Origin of the sequence: Bradyrhizobium zhengyangense (assembly GCF_022012435.1) — a bacterium.
GTDB classification, from domain to species: domain Bacteria; phylum Pseudomonadota; class Alphaproteobacteria; order Rhizobiales; family Xanthobacteraceae; genus Bradyrhizobium; species Bradyrhizobium zhengyangense.
This window is the reverse complement of record NZ_JAKLUA010000004.1, coordinates 511,280-526,425: the sequence shown is the minus strand read 5'-3', so window position 1 is coordinate 526,425 and position 15,146 is coordinate 511,280. Positions and strand designations below refer to the sequence as shown.

The window sequence follows — 15,146 nt, the reverse complement described above, 5'->3', positions numbered from 1 at the left end:
TGCGCTCGCAATGACAACGGAGAGTCTCTCAAATGCCCTGGCCTGATCCCATCACCCTGCGTGGACAGCACGCCCGTCTGGAGCCGCTGGCGAAAGAACATCTTCCGGCACTGACGGAGGCCGTGAAGGACGGCGAGCTGTCGAAGCTCTGGTACACCGCGATCCCGTTGCCTGAGAACATGGGCAAGGAGATCGACCGCCGCCTCGGCCTTCAGGCCGCAGGCTCGATGCTGCCGTTCACGGTGTTCGATGCCGGCGGCAACATCGTCGGCATGACGACCTACATGAACATCGATGCCAACAACCGTCGCGTCGAGATCGGCTCGACCTGGTATGGCAAGAGCGCGCAGCGCGGCCCACTCAACACCCAGTGCAAGCTGCTCCTGCTCCAGCACGCCTTCGAGACGCTGAACTGCATTGCGGTCGAATTCCGCACGCATTTCTTCAACCACCAGAGCCGCCGCGCCATCGAGCGTCTCGGCGCCAAGCAGGACGGCATCTTGCGCAGCCATCAAGTCGCGCCGAACGGCACGCTGCGCGACACCGTCGTGTACAGCATCACGGCGGCAGAATGGCCGACGGTGAAGGCGCATCTCAACTACCAACTCAACGAAAAGCCGCGCTAGGGGCGGCCGGGGCACCATGGATAGATTTGACTACGTGATCATCGGCGCGGGCTCGGCCGGTTGCATCCTTACCTCCAGGCTCAGCGAAGATCCTGATATCAGCGTCTGCGTGCTCGAGGCGGGCCCGAACGACTGGCACCCCTACATCCATCTGCCGGCGGGTTTCATCAAGACCTTCCACATGAAGAGCATCAACTGGGCCTACCAGCAGGAGGTCGGGCCCTACACCGGCGGGCGCAGCATCTACGCGCCGCGCGGCAAGACGCTGGGCGGCTCGTCCTCGATCAACGGCCACATCTACAACCGCGGCCAGCGCATGGATTTCGACACCTGGGCGCAGATGGGCAATCGCGGCTGGGGCTATGCCGACGTGCTGCCCTACTTCAAGCGCCTGGAGAAGCGGGTCGGCGAGGGCGACAACAATTTTCGCGGGCGCGACGGCAATCTCACCGTCACCACCATGGACTGGCGCGATCCGCTTTGCGAAGCCTTCATGGAAGGCGCGGTCTCGCTCGGCATTCCCCGCAACCCCGACTATAACGGCGCCAAGCAGGAAGGCGTCTCCTACTGCCAGCGCACCATCGACAAGGGCCTGCGCGTGTCAGGCTCGACCGCGTTCCTCAAGCCCGCGATGAAGCGGCCCAACGTGCATGTGCACACCCATGCGCATGCGACCGAGATCATCTTCGAAGGCAAGCGCGCCGTCGGCGTGCGCTACACCAGGGGCGGCCGCGGCGGCACGCCGGTGGAGGTGCGTGCCAACAAGGAAGTGATCCTCTCCGGCGGCACCTATAATTCGCCGCAGCTCCTGCAGCTCTCCGGCATCGGGTCGCCCGATCTGCTGAACGCCCATGGCATCCAAGTGCGCCACGCGCTGCCGGTCGGCGAAGGCCTGCAGGATCATTACGCCCCACGCACGGTCGCGCGCGTCAAGGACATCAAGACCATCAACGAGCTTCGTCGTGGCTTCTCGCTCTGGATCGAAGCGCTGAAATGGGCGACGGCGCGCAAGGGCCTGCTCTCGCTGTCGCCGACCATGGTCTATTGCTTCTGGCACTCCGGCGAGAGCGCTGACTCATCCGACCTCCAGCTCACCTTCACGCCGGCAAGCTACAAGGAAGGTGTGCAGGGCCAGCTCGAAGACGAGCCCGGCATGACGGTGGCCTCCTGGCAGCAGCGCCCGGAGAGCCGCGGCTATGTCCGCATCCGCTCCAATGATCCGTTCGCGCCGCCGATCATCCAGACCAACTATCTCGACGACGAGCTCGACCGCCGCGTCATCGTCGGCGGCATGAAGCTCGCCCGGCGCCTTTTGAAGAGCGCGCCACTCTCGCCTTACTACGCCTACGAGGATTTCCCCGGCCCGAACGTTAACACCGACGACGAATTTTTGCATGCGGCGACCGAGCGTGGCACCACCACCTTCCACCCCGGCTGCACCTGCCGCATGGGCCCGGCCGACAGCACGTGGGCAGTGGTCGACGACCAGCTCCGCGTTCACGGGCTGGAGGGCCTCCGCGTCATCGACGCCTCGGTGATGCCGCGCATGATTTCGGCGAATTTGAACGCAGCCACGATGATGATCGCGGATCGTGCCTCGGACCTCATCCGCGGCAAGGCGCCGATGGAAGCCGCGCGGATTCCGGACGCGGCGGTGGCGTGAGGGTGTCTTCGCCTCTCCCCACTTGCCGGGAAAGGCCGGATCGCATCGGAGATGCGATCCGGGTGAGGGCGAGTCTCCGCGAGTCGGGAGACAGCCGATGGACATCGGTGCGATCGTCGAACAGCTGGAAACCGAATGGGATACGAATGGCTTCTTCGATCGTGTCCGCAACGGTGATTATGACGCCGTCCGGCGGCAAGCCGTCCTCGCAACCCTGCGTATGATCAGTATTGGCGATGAAGAGACGGTACCAAAGCGCTTGGTATCCTTGCTTTGGTATCTGCCGTCCTTTCTGGTTTGGCAGACCAAACGGATCTCTGAGAGAGGTGGTGATCGTATCGCCTACGAGCGTTTTGTGACCGAGGTTCTCAATACTCTGCAAGAGGTTCTTGGTGTTCCCTAGGGCGATCCGCGTAGGGTGGGTTAGCGTAGCGTAACCCACCACTGCTGCCGATGCGGAAACGAAAGAGTGAGTTACGCTACGCTGACCCACCCTCCGAGCATTAGCGGCCCTCGAAGGGCGATCGCCCCTCTACATCTTGGCCCTCCATCCTTCGAGGCCTGCGGTGCGGTGCTGTGCCCCACACTGCTCGCACCTCAGGATGACGGGAGAGGCAGTGGCTTACACTTCCCGCCGGCTCAAGAACGCCAACCGCTCGAACAGATGCACGTCCTGCTCGTTCTTGAGCAGCGCGCCGTGCAGCGGCGGGATCAGCTTGCGCGGGTCGCGTTCGCGCAGCTGCTCGACGCTCATGTCCTCGTTGAGCAGCAGCTTGAGCCAGTCCAGAAGCTCCGACGTCGACGGCTTCTTCTTCAAGCCGGGCACCTCGCGCACCTCGAAGAAGATGCGCAGCGCTTCCTCGACCAGGCGCTTCTTGATGCCGGGGAAGTGGACGTCGACGATGCGGCCCATCGTGTCGGCGTCGGGAAACTTGATGTAATGGAAGAAGCAGCGGCGCAGGAAGGCGTCCGGCAGCTCCTTCTCGTTGTTGGAGGTGATCATCATGATCGGGCGCTGCTTGGCCTTGATCGCCTCGCCGGTCTCGTAGACATGGAATTCCATGCGGTCGAGCTCGAGCAGGAGATCGTTCGGGAATTCGATGTCGGCCTTGTCGATCTCGTCGATCAAGAGCACCGGGCGCTGCTCGGCGGTGAAGGCCTCCCACAACTTGCCGCGCTTGATGTAGTTCTTGATGTCGGAGACGCGCGCGTCGCCGAGCTGGCTGTCGCGCAGGCGCGACACCGCATCGTACTCGTAGAGGCCCTGCTGCGCCTTGGTAGTGGACTTGATGTGCCAGGTCAGCAGCGGTGCGTTCAACGCCTTCGCCACTTCCTCCGCCAGCACCGTCTTGCCGGTGCCGGGCTCGCCCTTGATGAGGAGCGGGCGCTCCAGCACGATCGAGGCATTGACGGCGACCTTGAGATCGTCGGTCGCAACATAGTCCTTGGTGCCGGTAAATTTCATTGCGCGTCCTTGTTGGTCGTCATCCCAGGCATTGCCAATTTCTTGGCTCTGGTCGCGACATGGGAACGGCCGCGCATGGCGGCCGTTCCTGGTTCGGTCAGGCTTTCAGGCCCGTCTTATCAGCGAAAGGATGACCAGCACAATCACCGCGCCGATCGTGGCATCCACGATGGCGCCGATCGTGCCGGTGGCGAGCTCGATGTGCAGCTGGGGCAGCACCCAGCTCGCCACCAGCGCGCCGATGATGCCGATGACGATGTTGCCGATCAGCCCAAATCCCGCCCCGTGGACAATCTTGCCGGCAAGCCAGCCGGCGATGGCGCCAATGATGAGCGCCGCGAGAATACCCATGACAAACGTCCCCAAAACAACCCGTTGAGGCGGTCAATTCTAGAGCAAAAAGCCTCCCGGTCCAGCGTCCCACGCCGGCCTCCGCCCCTTGACGTCCGTCCCCCGACGGGCAATCTGTCACCCATGTTCCTGCAATTCTTTACGTCTCTGCGCGATGCGCAGGTCCCTGTGACGCTGCGCGAATACCTCACGCTGCTGGAGGCGCTCGACGCTGACCTGTCGGACTATTCGGTCGAGAATTTCTACTATCTGTCGCGCACCTCGTTGGTGAAGGACGAGCGAAATCTCGACAAGTTCGACCGCGTCTTCGGCACGGTGTTCAAGGGGCTGGAAAGCCTGCTCGACGCCATGGAGAAGGCGGAGATTCCCGAGGAGTGGCTGAAGAAGCTCGCCGAGAAATATCTCAGCGAGGAAGAGAAGAAGCAGATCGAGGCCATGGGCTGGGACAAGCTCATGGAGACCTTGAAGAAGCGCCTCGAGGAACAGAAGGGCCGACATCAGGGCGGCTCGAAATGGATCGGCACTGCCGGCACCTCGCCGTTTGGCGCGCACGGCTACAATCCTGAAGGCGTCCGCATCGGCCAGGAGAAGAACCGCAACAACCGCGCCGTGAAGGTATGGGACAAGCGCGAGTTCAAGGACCTCGACGGCAATGTCGAGCTCGGTATCCGCAACATCAAGGTGGCGCTGCGGCGCCTGCGCAAATTCGCGCGCACCGGCGCGCCCGATGAGCTCGATCTCGACGCCACCATTCGCGAGACCGCCAATCACGGCTATCTCGACGTCCACATGCGGCCCGAGCGGCGCAATGCGGTGAAGCTCCTGGTGTTCTTCGACATCGGCGGCTCCATGGACTCGCATATCGAGCAGGTCGAGGAGCTGTTCTCGGCGGCGAAGAGCGAGTTCAAGCACATGGAGTATTTCTACTTCCACAACTGCCTCTATGAAGGCGTGTGGAAGCAGAACAAGCGCCGCTTTACCGATCGCACGCCGACTTGGGACGTGCTGCACAAATATCCGCACGACTACAAGGTCGTGTTCGTCGGCGACGCCTCGATGTCGCCTTACGAGATCATGGTGCCCGGCGGCTCGGTCGAGCACGTCAACGAGGAACCCGGCTCGGTCTGGCTCGACCGCATCATCCGCACCTATCCGCATACGGTGTGGCTCAATCCGGTCGCGCAGAAGCACTGGGACTATTCGGAATCGACCACCATCATCAAACGCATTTTTGCAAACCGCATGTATCCGATCACGATCGAGGGTCTGGAACATGCGATGAAGGAACTGACGCACTAGCTTCTTGTCATTCCGGGGCGATGCGAAGCATCGAGCCCGGGAATCCATCGGGCCGCAGTGCGTGTAGAGAAATGGATTCCGGGCTCGCGCTACGCGCGCCCCGGAATGACAACAAGAGGGAGACCCATATGCCTCAGACCATCACCCGCGGAATCAAGGCGCTGATCGACGAGGCCAATGCCGAGATCGAGACACTCTCGGCCAAGGACGCCATCGAGATCTCCAAGAACGGCGACGTCGTCATCGTCGACATCAGAGATCCCCGCGAGATCGAGCGCGAGGGCCGCATCCCCGGCGCGTTCTCCTGCACCCGCGGCATGCTCGAGTTCTGGATCGATCCGCAGAGCCCGTACGCAAAGCCGATCTTCCAGGAGGACAAGAAGTTCGTCTTCCATTGCGCCGGCGGACTGCGCTCTGCGCTCGCGGCCAAGACCGCGCAGGATATGGGCCTGAAGCCCGTCGCCCACATCGCCGGCGGCTACGCCGCCTGGCGCGATGCCGGCGGCCCGACGGAAGCGTGGGAGCCGAAGAAGAAGGGGTAACCCTTCTCGTCATTCCGGGGCGCGACGAAGTCGCGAACCCGGAATCCATTCATCCACCGCCCCCGCTGCACGATGAAATCTGGATTCGTGCTGCGCACGCCCCGGAATGACAAGGAATACTCCGTATGGCCACCGATCCCCTCGTCTCCACCGAATGGCTCGCCGCCCATATCAACGACGCCAACGTCAAGGTGCTCGACGCCAGCTTCAAGCTCCCGGGCGTGCTGCCCCTGCCGAAGGATGATTATCTCGCCGCGCATCTGCCGGGCGCGGTGTTCTTCGACGTCGACGCGGTGTCCGACCATTCCAATCCGTTGCCGCATATGTATCCCAGCGCCGAGCAGTTCGGCCGCGACGTCGGTAATCTCGGCATCGGAAACAGCGACACGGTGGTGCTCTACGACGCCGGCGGTTGGGTCGCGGCGCCCCGCGCTTGGTGGATGTTCCTGGCCTTCGGCCACAGCAATGTCCGCATCCTCAATGGCGGCCTGAAGAAGTGGCGCGCCGAGGGACGCTCTGTGGAGAGCGGCGAGGTCAAGCCGAAGGCCGCGACCTTCAAGGCGAGCTACGATCCGAAGCGCGTGCGCAGCATGCAGCAGCTGGTCGCGAACGTTGAAAGCCGCGCCGAGCAGGTGATCGACGCCCGCGCTGCCGACCGCTTCGAAGGCCGCGCCCCCGAGCCGCGCGAGGGTATCCGCTCGGGCCACATCCCCGGCGCGCGCAACGTGCCATACGTCAAACTGTTCGATGCCGCGACCGGCGTGATGAAGCCGCTCGAAGACCTGCGCGCTGCCTTCACTGGTGCCGGTGTGAAGCTCGACGCCCCGATCGTGACCAGCTGCGGCTCCGGCGTCTCCGCCGGCGTGCTGACGCTCGCGCTCTATCGCCTCGGGATCACCGACACCGCGCTCTATGACGGCTCGTGGTCGGAATGGGGCCAGGAGGGCGGCCCGGCGATCGCGAGCGGGCCGGCGTAAAGAGAGTTGGAGTAAGTCTCAGCGCGTTCGCGCAGCCGTCGTGGCGAGCGTCTGCTGTTGCTGGCCGAACGGATCGAGCGCCTGGTTGACCTGCTGAGGCGGCGGCGCGCGCCGCACGATGCGGTGACGCTTCCTCGGCTTGTGCGCGCGCGGCTTGCTGTCTTGCGTCGCGCGGCCCGCCTTGGGCTTCGCCGGCGCAAGCTCGTTCAGCGCCGCCACCCGGGCGGCTGCGATGTCGCTCACGCGCGAGGCCAGTGCCGGCGTTGCAGTTCGCGGCACATCGGTGGCGGACGTCGCCGGAGCCGACGGCGGGGTGGTAATTGAAACGGTCGTGTCGGCCGGCGTGAGCGTGTCGGTTGGCGCGGGTGCCGCGGCCTCGCTCCTGGCCGGCTCAACAGCCGGCGCTTCGGTGGCGGACGGAGCCGTCTCGACAGCCGGCGCGACGGCGACGAGCTGAGGCTCAGGCTGGGCTTGTAGCGTCACCGCGGCCATCTGCTCGGGCCCGGTCTCGACCGCGGGCTGCCCAATGCTCGGTACCTGATTGGTCAGAACCTGATTGCTCGAGACCTGGTCCGGCATCGCCGGCGCCGCCTCGTTGGCGACGGGCGCGGCGGGCTCGACGCGCAGGGCCGCGAGCACTGGCTGGGCCGGCTCGGGGCTTTGTGCGAACACTTGCTCCTGCGGGCCGTTCCGCCAGGAGGGGTTGCTGACATACTGCTCGTGGCTCGCCCGCACGAGTGCGGCGGCGCCTAGGCCGAACACCAGGATGGAGGTAGACAGCAGGATCGCGGCAAGCAGGAAGCGAAAGCCGGGAAGCATTGACGGGTTGCGAATTTCCGCCCCGGCAGCGTGTGGCCAGGGCCCATGAGCCATCTGAACGCGGTGACGGTACTGAACGCCGCCTTCGCCACGCGGGGATTCGAGCTCAAATCGTGGCGAATCAGGCTGATTCGACCATATCGCAACGTCTTCGCGCCGTTCCGTAAAAATCGGGGTGTTGACTCCGGCAATCTACGGCGCAATGCGATTTTCACCCCGTGATGCAACGGAGCAACTGTGTGCGATTGCATCACAAATCGCACAATCGGCACATATCAGCCTGTTATGTCTTGAATGTGCCGCTATCTTCGGTCATCTGGCCGTCGACGGCTCGGACGGGGCCCGGGACACCACAAGAGCGATGATGATCAAACATTTTCTGACGATATGCGCTGCCGCAACAGTCGCTGCGGCGGGAACCTCGCTTGCACAGGCCCAGAGCTATCCGGTTCAGCAGGCGCCAAGCTACGGCGCCCCGGCCGAATACCGGCCCGGTGACCGCACCCCGAATTTCGACTCTCTGGAAGACGACGACGCGATGCCGCAGGCCTCGCTGCCGCCGCCCGGTCCGGCTGACGATCCGCGCTACGCTCGCCCTGCAGGCCCGCCGGTCTACTCTGCAGCCCCGCCGCAGGGCCCGGTGATGTCGCCGGATGATCCGCGTTACGGCCGTCCGGCCGGTGCTCCGCCGGTTTATTCCGCCGCTCCGCCGCAGGGGCCGGTGATGTCGCCCGACGACCCCCGCTACGGCCGTCCCGCCGCTCCGCCGGCAGTGATCTACGCTGATCGCCCGGGCCAGGCGCCCGCCAGCGATGGCATGCGTCCGCCGGAAGCCGTCAGTGGCCCCGCCGCGACTGGCGCGGTCCCGCAGCAGGGCGCCGATGGCCGGCCGATGTCGGTCGCCGCGCTGCCGCCCGAGGAGCAGCCTGACGCGGCCCCGGCGCAGCTGGCGCCGAACCTGCGCCGCCAGGAGGTCGCGTTCCAGACCAAGGAGCCGGCCGGCACTATCGTGGTCGATACGCCGAACACCTATCTCTATTACGTCCTCGGCAATGGCCGGGCGATCCGCTACGGCGTTCGCGTCGGCCGCGACGGCTTCACCTGGACCGGCGTGCAGAAGATCACCCGCAAGGCCGAGTGGCCGGATTGGCATCCGCCGGCGGAAATGATCGAGCGCCAGCCCTATCTGCCGCGCTTCATGGCCGGCGGCGAAGGCAATCCGCTCGGTGCCCGCGCGATGTATCTCGGCTCGACCGTGTACCGCATCCACGGCACCAACCAGCCCTCGACGATCGGCAAGTTCGTCTCCTCCGGCTGCATCGGCATGCTGAACGAGGACGTGTCTGACCTCTTCGACCGCGCCAAGGTCGGCACCCGCGTGGTGGTGATGCCGGGCAATCCGCCGCAGGCAACCGCGTCGGCCGCGCCCGGTCCGGCTCCGATGGCTGCCCAGGCTGGCCCGGTCCCCGGCACGCAGCCGACGGTCGTGCCGCCGCTGCCCGCGCCTGTCACCGTGCGCTAAGCGCTTCAAGACAACTGGAATTGAGAAGGGCGTGCCATCGGCACGCCCTTCGTCGTTTGAGATCTGCGTCGATCAGGCCAGCTTCCGCGGCATCTCGTTGCCCTTGGTGAAAGCGTCGATCGCCTCGACCATCTGGCCATAATGGATGCGCAATCCGTCCTCGGTGGCGTAGCCGAGATGCGGCGTCAGCACGAGATTGTCGAGCTTGCGGAAGGGATGATCGAGCGGCAATGGCTCGACCGAGAACACGTCAAGGCCGGCACCGGCGATCCTGCGCTGCTGCAACGCCTCCAACAGCGCAGCTTCATCAACAATGGGTCCGCGCGCGGTGTTGACGAGGAACGCGGTTGGCTTCATCCGTGCAAGATCTGCGCGGCTGACGAGGCCGCGCGAGCGATCGCTCAGCACCACATGGATGGTGATGATGTCGGCCTTGGCAAACAGCTCCTCCTTGGTGGCGTAGCCGACGCCGGCGGCCGCGCACTTCTCCGGGGTGAGGTTCGGGCTCCAGGCGATCACGTTCATGCCGAACGCCTTGGCAATGCCGGCCATCTTGGTGCCGAGCTTGCCCAGCCCAACGACGCCGAGCGTCAGGCCTTCGATCTCGACGCCGGCAAAGGTCTGCCAGGGCTCGCCCGCATGCATGCGCGCATTCTCGCGGCCGATGCCGCGAGTCAGTTCGAGGATCAGGCCCATGGTGAGCGGCGCGGTCGGGTCGCGCGAATATTGCGTGCCTGCGAGCGCTATGCCCTTCGCCTTCACGGCCTCCATGTCGATCGCGGCATTGCGCATGCCCGACGTGAGCAGCAGCTTCAGCTTGGGCAGCTTGTCGAACAGGCTTCTGGGGAACGCCGTGCGCTCGCGCATCGCGCAGATGATCTCGAAGTCAGCGAGCGCGCTGGCCGCGGCCTGCTCCGAGGCGAAGGGATGGCTGAACACAGTGGTGTCGATCCGGTCGGATAGTTTCGACCAGTCGGCGACGTCGAGGGCGAGGTTGAAATAGTCGTCGAGAATTGCACAGCGCAGCCGCGTCATCAGCGTCAATCCATGGCGAGAGGTGACAGCGCCGGGCGGGGCGCCATTGTCGGAACCGGGCCATGGTTGCGCGCAATCAGCCTCGCGCGCAAGCAGTCTGGGTCTTCAAAAATCCGACAGGGACGGGGCGATTCAGCGCGGCTTCAACCGGATCGGCGCATCCATGCCGTGCTTGGCCCGCCAGGCGGGACCGGGGCCGCGCATGTAATGCAATTCGGGCCGGTAGGGGTTGAAGGCGGTGGCGAAGAAGCGCTTCCAGAAACCCTTGATCTCCAGGACGAGCGCGTTGGCGCGACCGGCTTCTGCCGGAACGGGAAGGGAATGAGTCTCGATCAGAGCCATGATGTGGGCCTCGCTGTACTCCCCGTTCATTCTGAGCAGGGGGCGCTGTTACCGCGCGAAACCGAGCTTTGGCCTGATTGATTAAAAGATGGTTTCAATTGTCCGGATATGGGTCCGGATGGTGTCCGACCAGTATTCATCCGTGGTGAACGGAGGGAAAACATTGCCCTTTGGAGGCGGGATCGCTACATCGCTGGCTAAGCAAATCTCCTCAAATTGAAGGTTTCACGGGACCGATGGCGCGCCAGTTCATCTATTTCATGCAGGGCCTGACCAAGAGCTACCCGACCCGGAAGGTGCTCGATAATATCCACCTCAGCTTTTACCCGGACGCCAAGATCGGCGTTCTCGGCGTCAACGGCTCGGGTAAGTCGACCCTGCTCAAGATCATGGCGGGCCTCGACAAGGAATATACCGGCGAGGCCTGGGTCGCCGAGGGCGCCCGCGTCGGCTATCTCGAGCAGGAGCCGCACCTGGATCCTGCGCTCTCCGTCCGCGAGAACGTCATGCTAGGCGTCGCCAAGCAGAAGGCGATCCTCGACCGCTACAACGAGCTCGCCGTCAACTATTCGGACGAGACCGCCGATGAGATGACCAAGCTGCAGGACGAGATCGAGGCCCAGGGCCTCTGGGATCTCGACAGCAAGGTCGACCAGGCCATGGACGCGCTGCGCTGCCCGCCCGACGACGCCGATGTGACGAAACTCTCCGGCGGTGAGCGCCGCCGCGTCGCGTTGTGCCGTCTTTTGCTCGACCAGCCTGACCTCCTGCTGCTGGACGAACCGACCAACCATCTCGACGCCGAATCCGTGTCGTGGCTGGAAGGCCATTTGCGCAATTATCCTGGCGCGATCCTGATCGTCACCCACGATCGCTACTTCCTCGACAACGTCACCGGCTGGATCCTCGAGCTCGATCGCGGCCGCGGCATTCCCTACGAGGGCAATTACTCGTCCTGGCTGGTGCAGAAGCAGAAGCGCCTCGAGCAGGAAGGCCGCGAAGACGCCGCGCATCAGAAGACGCTCGCCCGCGAGCAGGAATGGGTCGCGTCTTCGCCCAAGGCACGCCAGGCCAAGTCCAAGGCGCGCTACCAGCGCTATGAGGAACTGCTCAAGCAGGCGAGCGAGAAGCAGAGCCAGACCGCGCAGATCATCATTCCCGTGGCCGAGCGGCTCGGCGCCAACGTGGTCGATTTCGAAGGCCTCAGCAAAGGCTTTGGCGATCGGCTCCTCATCGACAATCTCACCTTCAAGCTGCCGCCCGGCGGCATCGTCGGTGTCATCGGTCCCAACGGCGCTGGCAAGACCACGCTGTTCAGGATGATCACGGGGCAGGATAAGCCCGACAAGGGCACGATCACGATCGGCGAGACCGTGCATCTCGGCTATGTCGACCAGTCGCGCGACGCGCTCGACGGCAAGAAGACCGTCTGGGAGGAGATCTCCGGCGGCAACGAACTGATCCTGCTCGGCAAGAAGGAAGTGAACTCGCGCGGCTATTGCTCGTCGTTCAACTTCAAGGGCGCCGACCAGCAGAAGAAGGTCGGCGCGCTCTCCGGCGGTGAACGCAACCGCGTCCATCTCGCCAAGATGCTGAAGTCCGGCGCCAACGTTCTGCTGCTCGACGAACCGACCAACGACCTCGACGTCGACACGCTCCGCGCGCTTGAAGAGGCACTGGAGGATTTCGCCGGCTGCGCCGTCATCATCAGCCACGATCGCTGGTTCCTCGACCGCATCGCGACCCACATCCTGGCCTTCGAGGGCGACAGCCACGTCGAATGGTTCGAAGGTAACTTCCAGGACTACGAGAAGGACAAGATGCGCCGGCTCGGCCAGGACAGCATCATTCCGCACCGCGTGAAGTACAAGAAGCTGACGCGGTGATCTCGGCATGATGTGGCGGGCGCTCATCGCTGCTGTGACTGTGCTCACCTGCGGATGGTCGTCCGCCCACGCCGCCGACGCTGCGTTCACGCAGTTCATCGCTTCGCTCTGGCCGGAAGCGCAAGAGGCCGGCGTGTCGCGCGCAACGTTCGATCAACAGACGCGCGGGCTCGAACCGGACTACAAGCTGCCTGACTTGATCCTGCCGGGACGCCCCGCGACCGGCGCGCCGTCGCAGGCCGAGTTCGTGCAGGTGCCGGCCGACTACGTCAGGGAAGCCTCGATTGCCAATCTTGCGGGCGAGGGGCGGCGGCTGCTGCAAAAATACAGTGCTGCGCTGGCGAAAATCGAGAAGAGCTCCGGCGTGCCTGCGACCGTCATGCTCGCGATCTGGGGACGCGAGACCGATTACGGCCGCTATAAATTGCCTTACGATCTCGTCCGCGTGCTGGCGACGCAGGCCTATGTCGGCCGGCGCAAGGATACCTATCGCAACGAGTTCATCCTCGCGCTGAAGATCCTCGGCGAGGGCGTGGTCGCGCGCAAGGACATGACCTCGTCCTGGGCCGGTGCCACGGGACTGACGCAGTTCCTGCCGTCCGAATATTACAAGCACGGCGTCGATTTCGACGGCGATGGCCGCATCGACATCTGGCACTCGGTGCCGGATGCGCTGGCCTCGGCTGCGCAGCAGCTCGTTAACAAGGGCTGGCAGAGCGGCGTGCGCTGGGCCTACGAGGTGCAGGCACCGGCGAAGGTGGATTGCACCGTCGGTGTGCCTGAGGTGACCAAGCCGATCGGCCAGTGGTTGCGTGAAGGCTTTGTGCCGGTGCGCGGACAGAAACTGAGTGCCGCAGAGCAGGCCCAGCCGGCCTCGCTGCTTCAGCCGGAGGGTATCTATGGTCCGGCATTCCTGACGACGAAGAATTACTTCGTCATCAAGGAATACAATTTCTCCGACCTCTACGTGCTGTTCGTCGGCCATCTCAGCGACCGCATGACGAGCCCATTGCCGTTCGCGACGCCTTGGTCGGCGTCGAAGCAATTGCGCACGAGGGATGTGGAGGCGATGCAGCGCGGGCTCACCCGCGTTGGTTTGTACAAGGACAAGATCGACGGCAAGGCCGGCATGCAGACGCGCGCCGCGCTCGGCGCTTATCAGAAATCGGCGGGGCTCAAGGTCGATTGCTGGCCGAGCGAAGAGGTGCTGCGCTCGATCCAGGCAGCACGCTAGCAACCAAAGAAAAAGCCCGGCCGATGGTCTCGGCCGGGCTTCGATCGCAGCGCTTGGTCAGCGCCGAGCGATCAGATCAGTAGCAAACGCGAACCGGGCGAATGACCCAGCCGTAGCCGTCCCAATAGCGTTGACGCTGCCAGTAGCAGGGCGGCGGGGGCGGGCCCGGCTCGGCGACGTAAACCGGACCACCATAGGCGGGACGGCTCGACGCGATGGCGCCGCCGATGATCGCGCCGCCGAGCAGGCCGGCAGCAATGCCGACGCCGACACCGTCATGGGCCTGGGCGGACGGCGTGGCGGTCACCAGCGAACCGGCGATCGTCGCAACCGTGAGGGCGGCAACAATAGTCTTCTTCATGCTCTTGGCTCTCCTGGGAGAAGGACGTCCCTTGTTAGGAGCGTCCGGGGTTCAAAGGTTCACGCACACGCTGATGGAATTGGCCTTGCAGCTAGGAAGCGCGCAAATGGTCAATCCACGGTAAACGCACACGGAGCTGTGACGAGAAAAAGCGGTCTTTTTCGGGCCTTGAGATGAACGGCGCATCCGTAGTGAACCGGCCCGACCGAAACCGCTCAAGCGATCCGGTCTAATGCGCCTCAGCCACAGACTCGGACGCGGCGGACGCGCCAGGCGTAGCCGTCCCAGAAGCGCTGCTTCTGCCAGACGCAGCCATTGCCGTAATAGTCGTCGGCGACGTAGCCGGGACCCGGCGCGTAATAACGGGGCGGATAGTAGCCGGGGCCATAGCCGTAACCCGGGCCAGGTCCGTAATAATACGGAGACGCCAGGGCGCCACCGACGATAGCGCCACCAATGATGCCGGCGGCGACGCCCGCCGCGACACCGCGCTGCGCATGAGCCGGCGTTCCAGCGGTCAGGACCAGGGTGGCGGCAGCAGCGACTGCCAATAGCGTCTTCTTCATCGGCTCGACCTTTCACAGGACCGCATAAACTCTTCGAGCCAAAGTTCCATATTTCGCTTGAATGATCAATGAACGGCGCGTTGGGCGGATGCGACCAATTGGTTGAGACAGAGGCTTGCAAGCCCGGGAGACAACGATGAACGCCCTGACCAATGCCCTGATCGCCCTCGGCGCCGTTGGCGTGGTGGGTTATGCCCTGATGACCCATCTGCAGAACCGCGCTCCGCGGCCGCGCGCCAGGACGGGTGGCGATGGCGGCGGCAGCGACAGCTATTCGGATACGACGAATGAGGGCTTCTCGCTGGGAAGCTGGTTCTCCAGCGACAGTTCCGGAAGCTCGACCGACAGCGGCAGCTGCTCCGCCAGCGATGGTGGCAGCAGTGGCGGAGATTGCGGAGGCGGTGGCGGTGGCGATGGTGGAGGCGGCGGGAGCAGCGATTAAGCCCGGTCCGGCATCT

Annotated in this window: 18 protein-coding genes; 11 read left to right on the top strand and 7 right to left on the bottom strand. The window is 64.3% G+C overall.

What is annotated here, in order from left to right; translation table 11 throughout:
* The first annotated feature begins 32 nt into the window (after positions 1 to 32).
* From L6637_RS16865 to L6637_RS16855, 3 genes are all read left to right on the top strand, one after another.
* Positions 33 to 626, top strand: a complete 594-nt coding sequence (locus L6637_RS16865; RefSeq protein WP_237871411.1) for a GNAT family N-acetyltransferase — start codon at positions 33 to 35, stop codon at positions 624 to 626.
* 16 nt (positions 627 to 642) lie between these two features.
* Positions 643 to 2,289 carry a GMC family oxidoreductase gene (locus L6637_RS16860; RefSeq protein WP_237865830.1) on the top strand — a complete coding sequence of 549 codons (1,647 nt, stop codon included), beginning with the start codon at positions 643 to 645 and terminating at the stop codon, positions 2,287 to 2,289.
* 97 nt (positions 2,290 to 2,386) lie between these two features.
* Positions 2,387 to 2,692, top strand: a complete 306-nt coding sequence (locus L6637_RS16855) for a hypothetical protein (RefSeq protein ID WP_237865831.1) — start codon at positions 2,387 to 2,389, stop codon at positions 2,690 to 2,692.
* A gap of 219 nt (positions 2,693 to 2,911) precedes the next feature.
* On the opposite strand, the gene L6637_RS16850 is transcribed toward L6637_RS16855, so the two are convergent.
* Together L6637_RS16850 and L6637_RS16845 are read right to left on the bottom strand one after the other, a co-directional pair.
* Positions 2,912 to 3,754 (bottom strand): AAA family ATPase, encoded by an 843-nt coding sequence (locus L6637_RS16850; protein WP_237871410.1) that lies wholly within the window; start codon positions 3,752 to 3,754, stop codon positions 2,912 to 2,914.
* A gap of 105 nt (positions 3,755 to 3,859) precedes the next feature.
* Positions 3,860 to 4,105 (bottom strand): GlsB/YeaQ/YmgE family stress response membrane protein, encoded by a 246-nt coding sequence (locus tag L6637_RS16845; RefSeq protein WP_237871409.1) that lies wholly within the window; start codon positions 4,103 to 4,105, stop codon positions 3,860 to 3,862.
* A gap of 123 nt (positions 4,106 to 4,228) precedes the next feature.
* Here L6637_RS16845 and L6637_RS16840 point away from each other — a divergent pair, with 123 nt between their 5' ends.
* The 3 genes from L6637_RS16840 to sseA all read left to right on the top strand — a co-directional run bounded on the left by L6637_RS16840 (position 4,229) and on the right by sseA (position 6,923).
* Positions 4,229 to 5,404 carry a vWA domain-containing protein gene (locus L6637_RS16840; RefSeq protein ID WP_237871407.1) on the top strand — a complete coding sequence of 392 codons (1,176 nt, stop codon included), beginning with the start codon at positions 4,229 to 4,231 and terminating at the stop codon, positions 5,402 to 5,404.
* A gap of 128 nt (positions 5,405 to 5,532) precedes the next feature.
* On the top strand, positions 5,533 to 5,946 hold the full coding sequence (locus L6637_RS16835; RefSeq protein ID WP_061027208.1) for a rhodanese-like domain-containing protein: 414 nt from the start codon (positions 5,533 to 5,535) through the stop codon (positions 5,944 to 5,946).
* A 125-nt stretch (positions 5,947 to 6,071) separates the two neighbouring features.
* Entirely contained in the window at positions 6,072 to 6,923 is an 852-nt protein-coding gene (gene sseA / locus L6637_RS16830; RefSeq protein WP_237865833.1) for a 3-mercaptopyruvate sulfurtransferase, read from the top strand.
* An 18-nt stretch (positions 6,924 to 6,941) separates the two neighbouring features.
* Here sseA and L6637_RS16825 read toward each other — a convergent pair whose 3' ends face one another.
* Positions 6,942 to 7,742, bottom strand: coding sequence for a hypothetical protein (locus L6637_RS16825; RefSeq protein ID WP_237871405.1), 801 nt, complete (start codon positions 7,740 to 7,742; stop codon positions 6,942 to 6,944).
* A 45-nt stretch (positions 7,743 to 7,787) separates the two neighbouring features.
* Here L6637_RS16825 and L6637_RS16820 point away from each other — a divergent pair, with 45 nt between their 5' ends.
* Complete coding sequence (locus L6637_RS16820) at positions 7,788 to 7,964, top strand: hypothetical protein (protein ID WP_237865835.1); 177 nt, start codon at positions 7,788 to 7,790, stop codon at positions 7,962 to 7,964.
* A 142-nt stretch (positions 7,965 to 8,106) separates the two neighbouring features.
* Complete coding sequence (locus L6637_RS16815; RefSeq protein ID WP_237871403.1) at positions 8,107 to 9,264, top strand: L,D-transpeptidase; 1,158 nt, start codon at positions 8,107 to 8,109, stop codon at positions 9,262 to 9,264.
* 72 nt (positions 9,265 to 9,336) lie between these two features.
* On the opposite strand, the gene L6637_RS16810 is transcribed toward L6637_RS16815, so the two are convergent.
* Positions 9,337 to 10,299, bottom strand: coding sequence for a D-2-hydroxyacid dehydrogenase family protein (locus L6637_RS16810; protein ID WP_237865837.1), 963 nt, complete (start codon positions 10,297 to 10,299; stop codon positions 9,337 to 9,339).
* A gap of 132 nt (positions 10,300 to 10,431) precedes the next feature.
* The gene (locus L6637_RS16805; protein ID WP_194466555.1) at positions 10,432 to 10,641 is read right to left on the bottom strand and encodes a hypothetical protein; all 210 of its coding nucleotides are present in this window, start codon (positions 10,639 to 10,641) and stop codon (positions 10,432 to 10,434) included.
* A gap of 236 nt (positions 10,642 to 10,877) precedes the next feature.
* Here L6637_RS16805 and ettA point away from each other — a divergent pair, with 236 nt between their 5' ends.
* On the top strand, positions 10,878 to 12,527 hold the full coding sequence (ettA, locus tag L6637_RS16800; RefSeq protein ID WP_237865838.1) for an energy-dependent translational throttle protein EttA: 1,650 nt from the start codon (positions 10,878 to 10,880) through the stop codon (positions 12,525 to 12,527).
* A gap of 7 nt (positions 12,528 to 12,534) precedes the next feature.
* Positions 12,535 to 13,761, top strand: a complete 1,227-nt coding sequence (locus L6637_RS16795) for a lytic murein transglycosylase (RefSeq protein ID WP_237871401.1) — start codon at positions 12,535 to 12,537, stop codon at positions 13,759 to 13,761.
* Positions 13,762 to 13,837: 76 nt separating this feature from the next.
* Here L6637_RS16795 and L6637_RS16790 read toward each other — a convergent pair whose 3' ends face one another.
* Together L6637_RS16790 and L6637_RS16785 are read right to left on the bottom strand one after the other, a co-directional pair.
* Entirely contained in the window at positions 13,838 to 14,122 is a 285-nt protein-coding gene (locus tag L6637_RS16790; protein WP_188108359.1) for a hypothetical protein, read from the bottom strand.
* A 239-nt stretch (positions 14,123 to 14,361) separates the two neighbouring features.
* Complete coding sequence (locus L6637_RS16785; RefSeq protein ID WP_237865840.1) at positions 14,362 to 14,688, bottom strand: hypothetical protein; 327 nt, start codon at positions 14,686 to 14,688, stop codon at positions 14,362 to 14,364.
* A 136-nt stretch (positions 14,689 to 14,824) separates the two neighbouring features.
* Here L6637_RS16785 and L6637_RS16780 point away from each other — a divergent pair, with 136 nt between their 5' ends.
* Positions 14,825 to 15,130 carry a hypothetical protein gene (locus L6637_RS16780; RefSeq protein ID WP_237865841.1) on the top strand — a complete coding sequence of 102 codons (306 nt, stop codon included), beginning with the start codon at positions 14,825 to 14,827 and terminating at the stop codon, positions 15,128 to 15,130.
* Positions 15,131 to 15,146: the final 16 nt, after the last annotated feature.

What these genes read in the sequence shown, in the direction of transcription:
- L6637_RS16865 (WP_237871411.1), top strand. Translation starts at nt 33, where the DNA reads ATGCCCTGGCCTGATCCCATCACCCTGCGTGGACAGCACGCCCGTCTG.
- L6637_RS16860 (WP_237865830.1), top strand. Translation starts at nt 643, where the DNA reads ATGGATAGATTTGACTACGTGATCATCGGCGCGGGCTCGGCCGGTTGC.
- L6637_RS16855 (WP_237865831.1), top strand. Translation starts at nt 2,387, where the DNA reads ATGGACATCGGTGCGATCGTCGAACAGCTGGAAACCGAATGGGATACG.
- L6637_RS16850 (WP_237871410.1), bottom strand. Translation starts at nt 3,754, where the DNA reads ATGAAATTTACCGGCACCAAGGACTATGTTGCGACCGACGATCTCAAG.
- L6637_RS16845 (WP_237871409.1), bottom strand. Translation starts at nt 4,105, where the DNA reads ATGGGTATTCTCGCGGCGCTCATCATTGGCGCCATCGCCGGCTGGCTT.
- L6637_RS16840 (WP_237871407.1), top strand. Translation starts at nt 4,229, where the DNA reads ATGTTCCTGCAATTCTTTACGTCTCTGCGCGATGCGCAGGTCCCTGTG.
- L6637_RS16835 (WP_061027208.1), top strand. Translation starts at nt 5,533, where the DNA reads ATGCCTCAGACCATCACCCGCGGAATCAAGGCGCTGATCGACGAGGCC.
- sseA (WP_237865833.1), top strand. Translation starts at nt 6,072, where the DNA reads ATGGCCACCGATCCCCTCGTCTCCACCGAATGGCTCGCCGCCCATATC.
- L6637_RS16825 (WP_237871405.1), bottom strand. Translation starts at nt 7,742, where the DNA reads ATGCTTCCCGGCTTTCGCTTCCTGCTTGCCGCGATCCTGCTGTCTACC.
- L6637_RS16820 (WP_237865835.1), top strand. Translation starts at nt 7,788, where the DNA reads ATGAGCCATCTGAACGCGGTGACGGTACTGAACGCCGCCTTCGCCACG.
- L6637_RS16815 (WP_237871403.1), top strand. Translation starts at nt 8,107, where the DNA reads ATGATCAAACATTTTCTGACGATATGCGCTGCCGCAACAGTCGCTGCG.
- L6637_RS16810 (WP_237865837.1), bottom strand. Translation starts at nt 10,299, where the DNA reads ATGACGCGGCTGCGCTGTGCAATTCTCGACGACTATTTCAACCTCGCC.
- L6637_RS16805 (WP_194466555.1), bottom strand. Translation starts at nt 10,641, where the DNA reads ATGGCTCTGATCGAGACTCATTCCCTTCCCGTTCCGGCAGAAGCCGGT.
- ettA (WP_237865838.1), top strand. Translation starts at nt 10,878, where the DNA reads ATGGCGCGCCAGTTCATCTATTTCATGCAGGGCCTGACCAAGAGCTAC.
- L6637_RS16795 (WP_237871401.1), top strand. Translation starts at nt 12,535, where the DNA reads ATGATGTGGCGGGCGCTCATCGCTGCTGTGACTGTGCTCACCTGCGGA.
- L6637_RS16790 (WP_188108359.1), bottom strand. Translation starts at nt 14,122, where the DNA reads ATGAAGAAGACTATTGTTGCCGCCCTCACGGTTGCGACGATCGCCGGT.
- L6637_RS16785 (WP_237865840.1), bottom strand. Translation starts at nt 14,688, where the DNA reads ATGAAGAAGACGCTATTGGCAGTCGCTGCTGCCGCCACCCTGGTCCTG.
- L6637_RS16780 (WP_237865841.1), top strand. Translation starts at nt 14,825, where the DNA reads ATGAACGCCCTGACCAATGCCCTGATCGCCCTCGGCGCCGTTGGCGTG.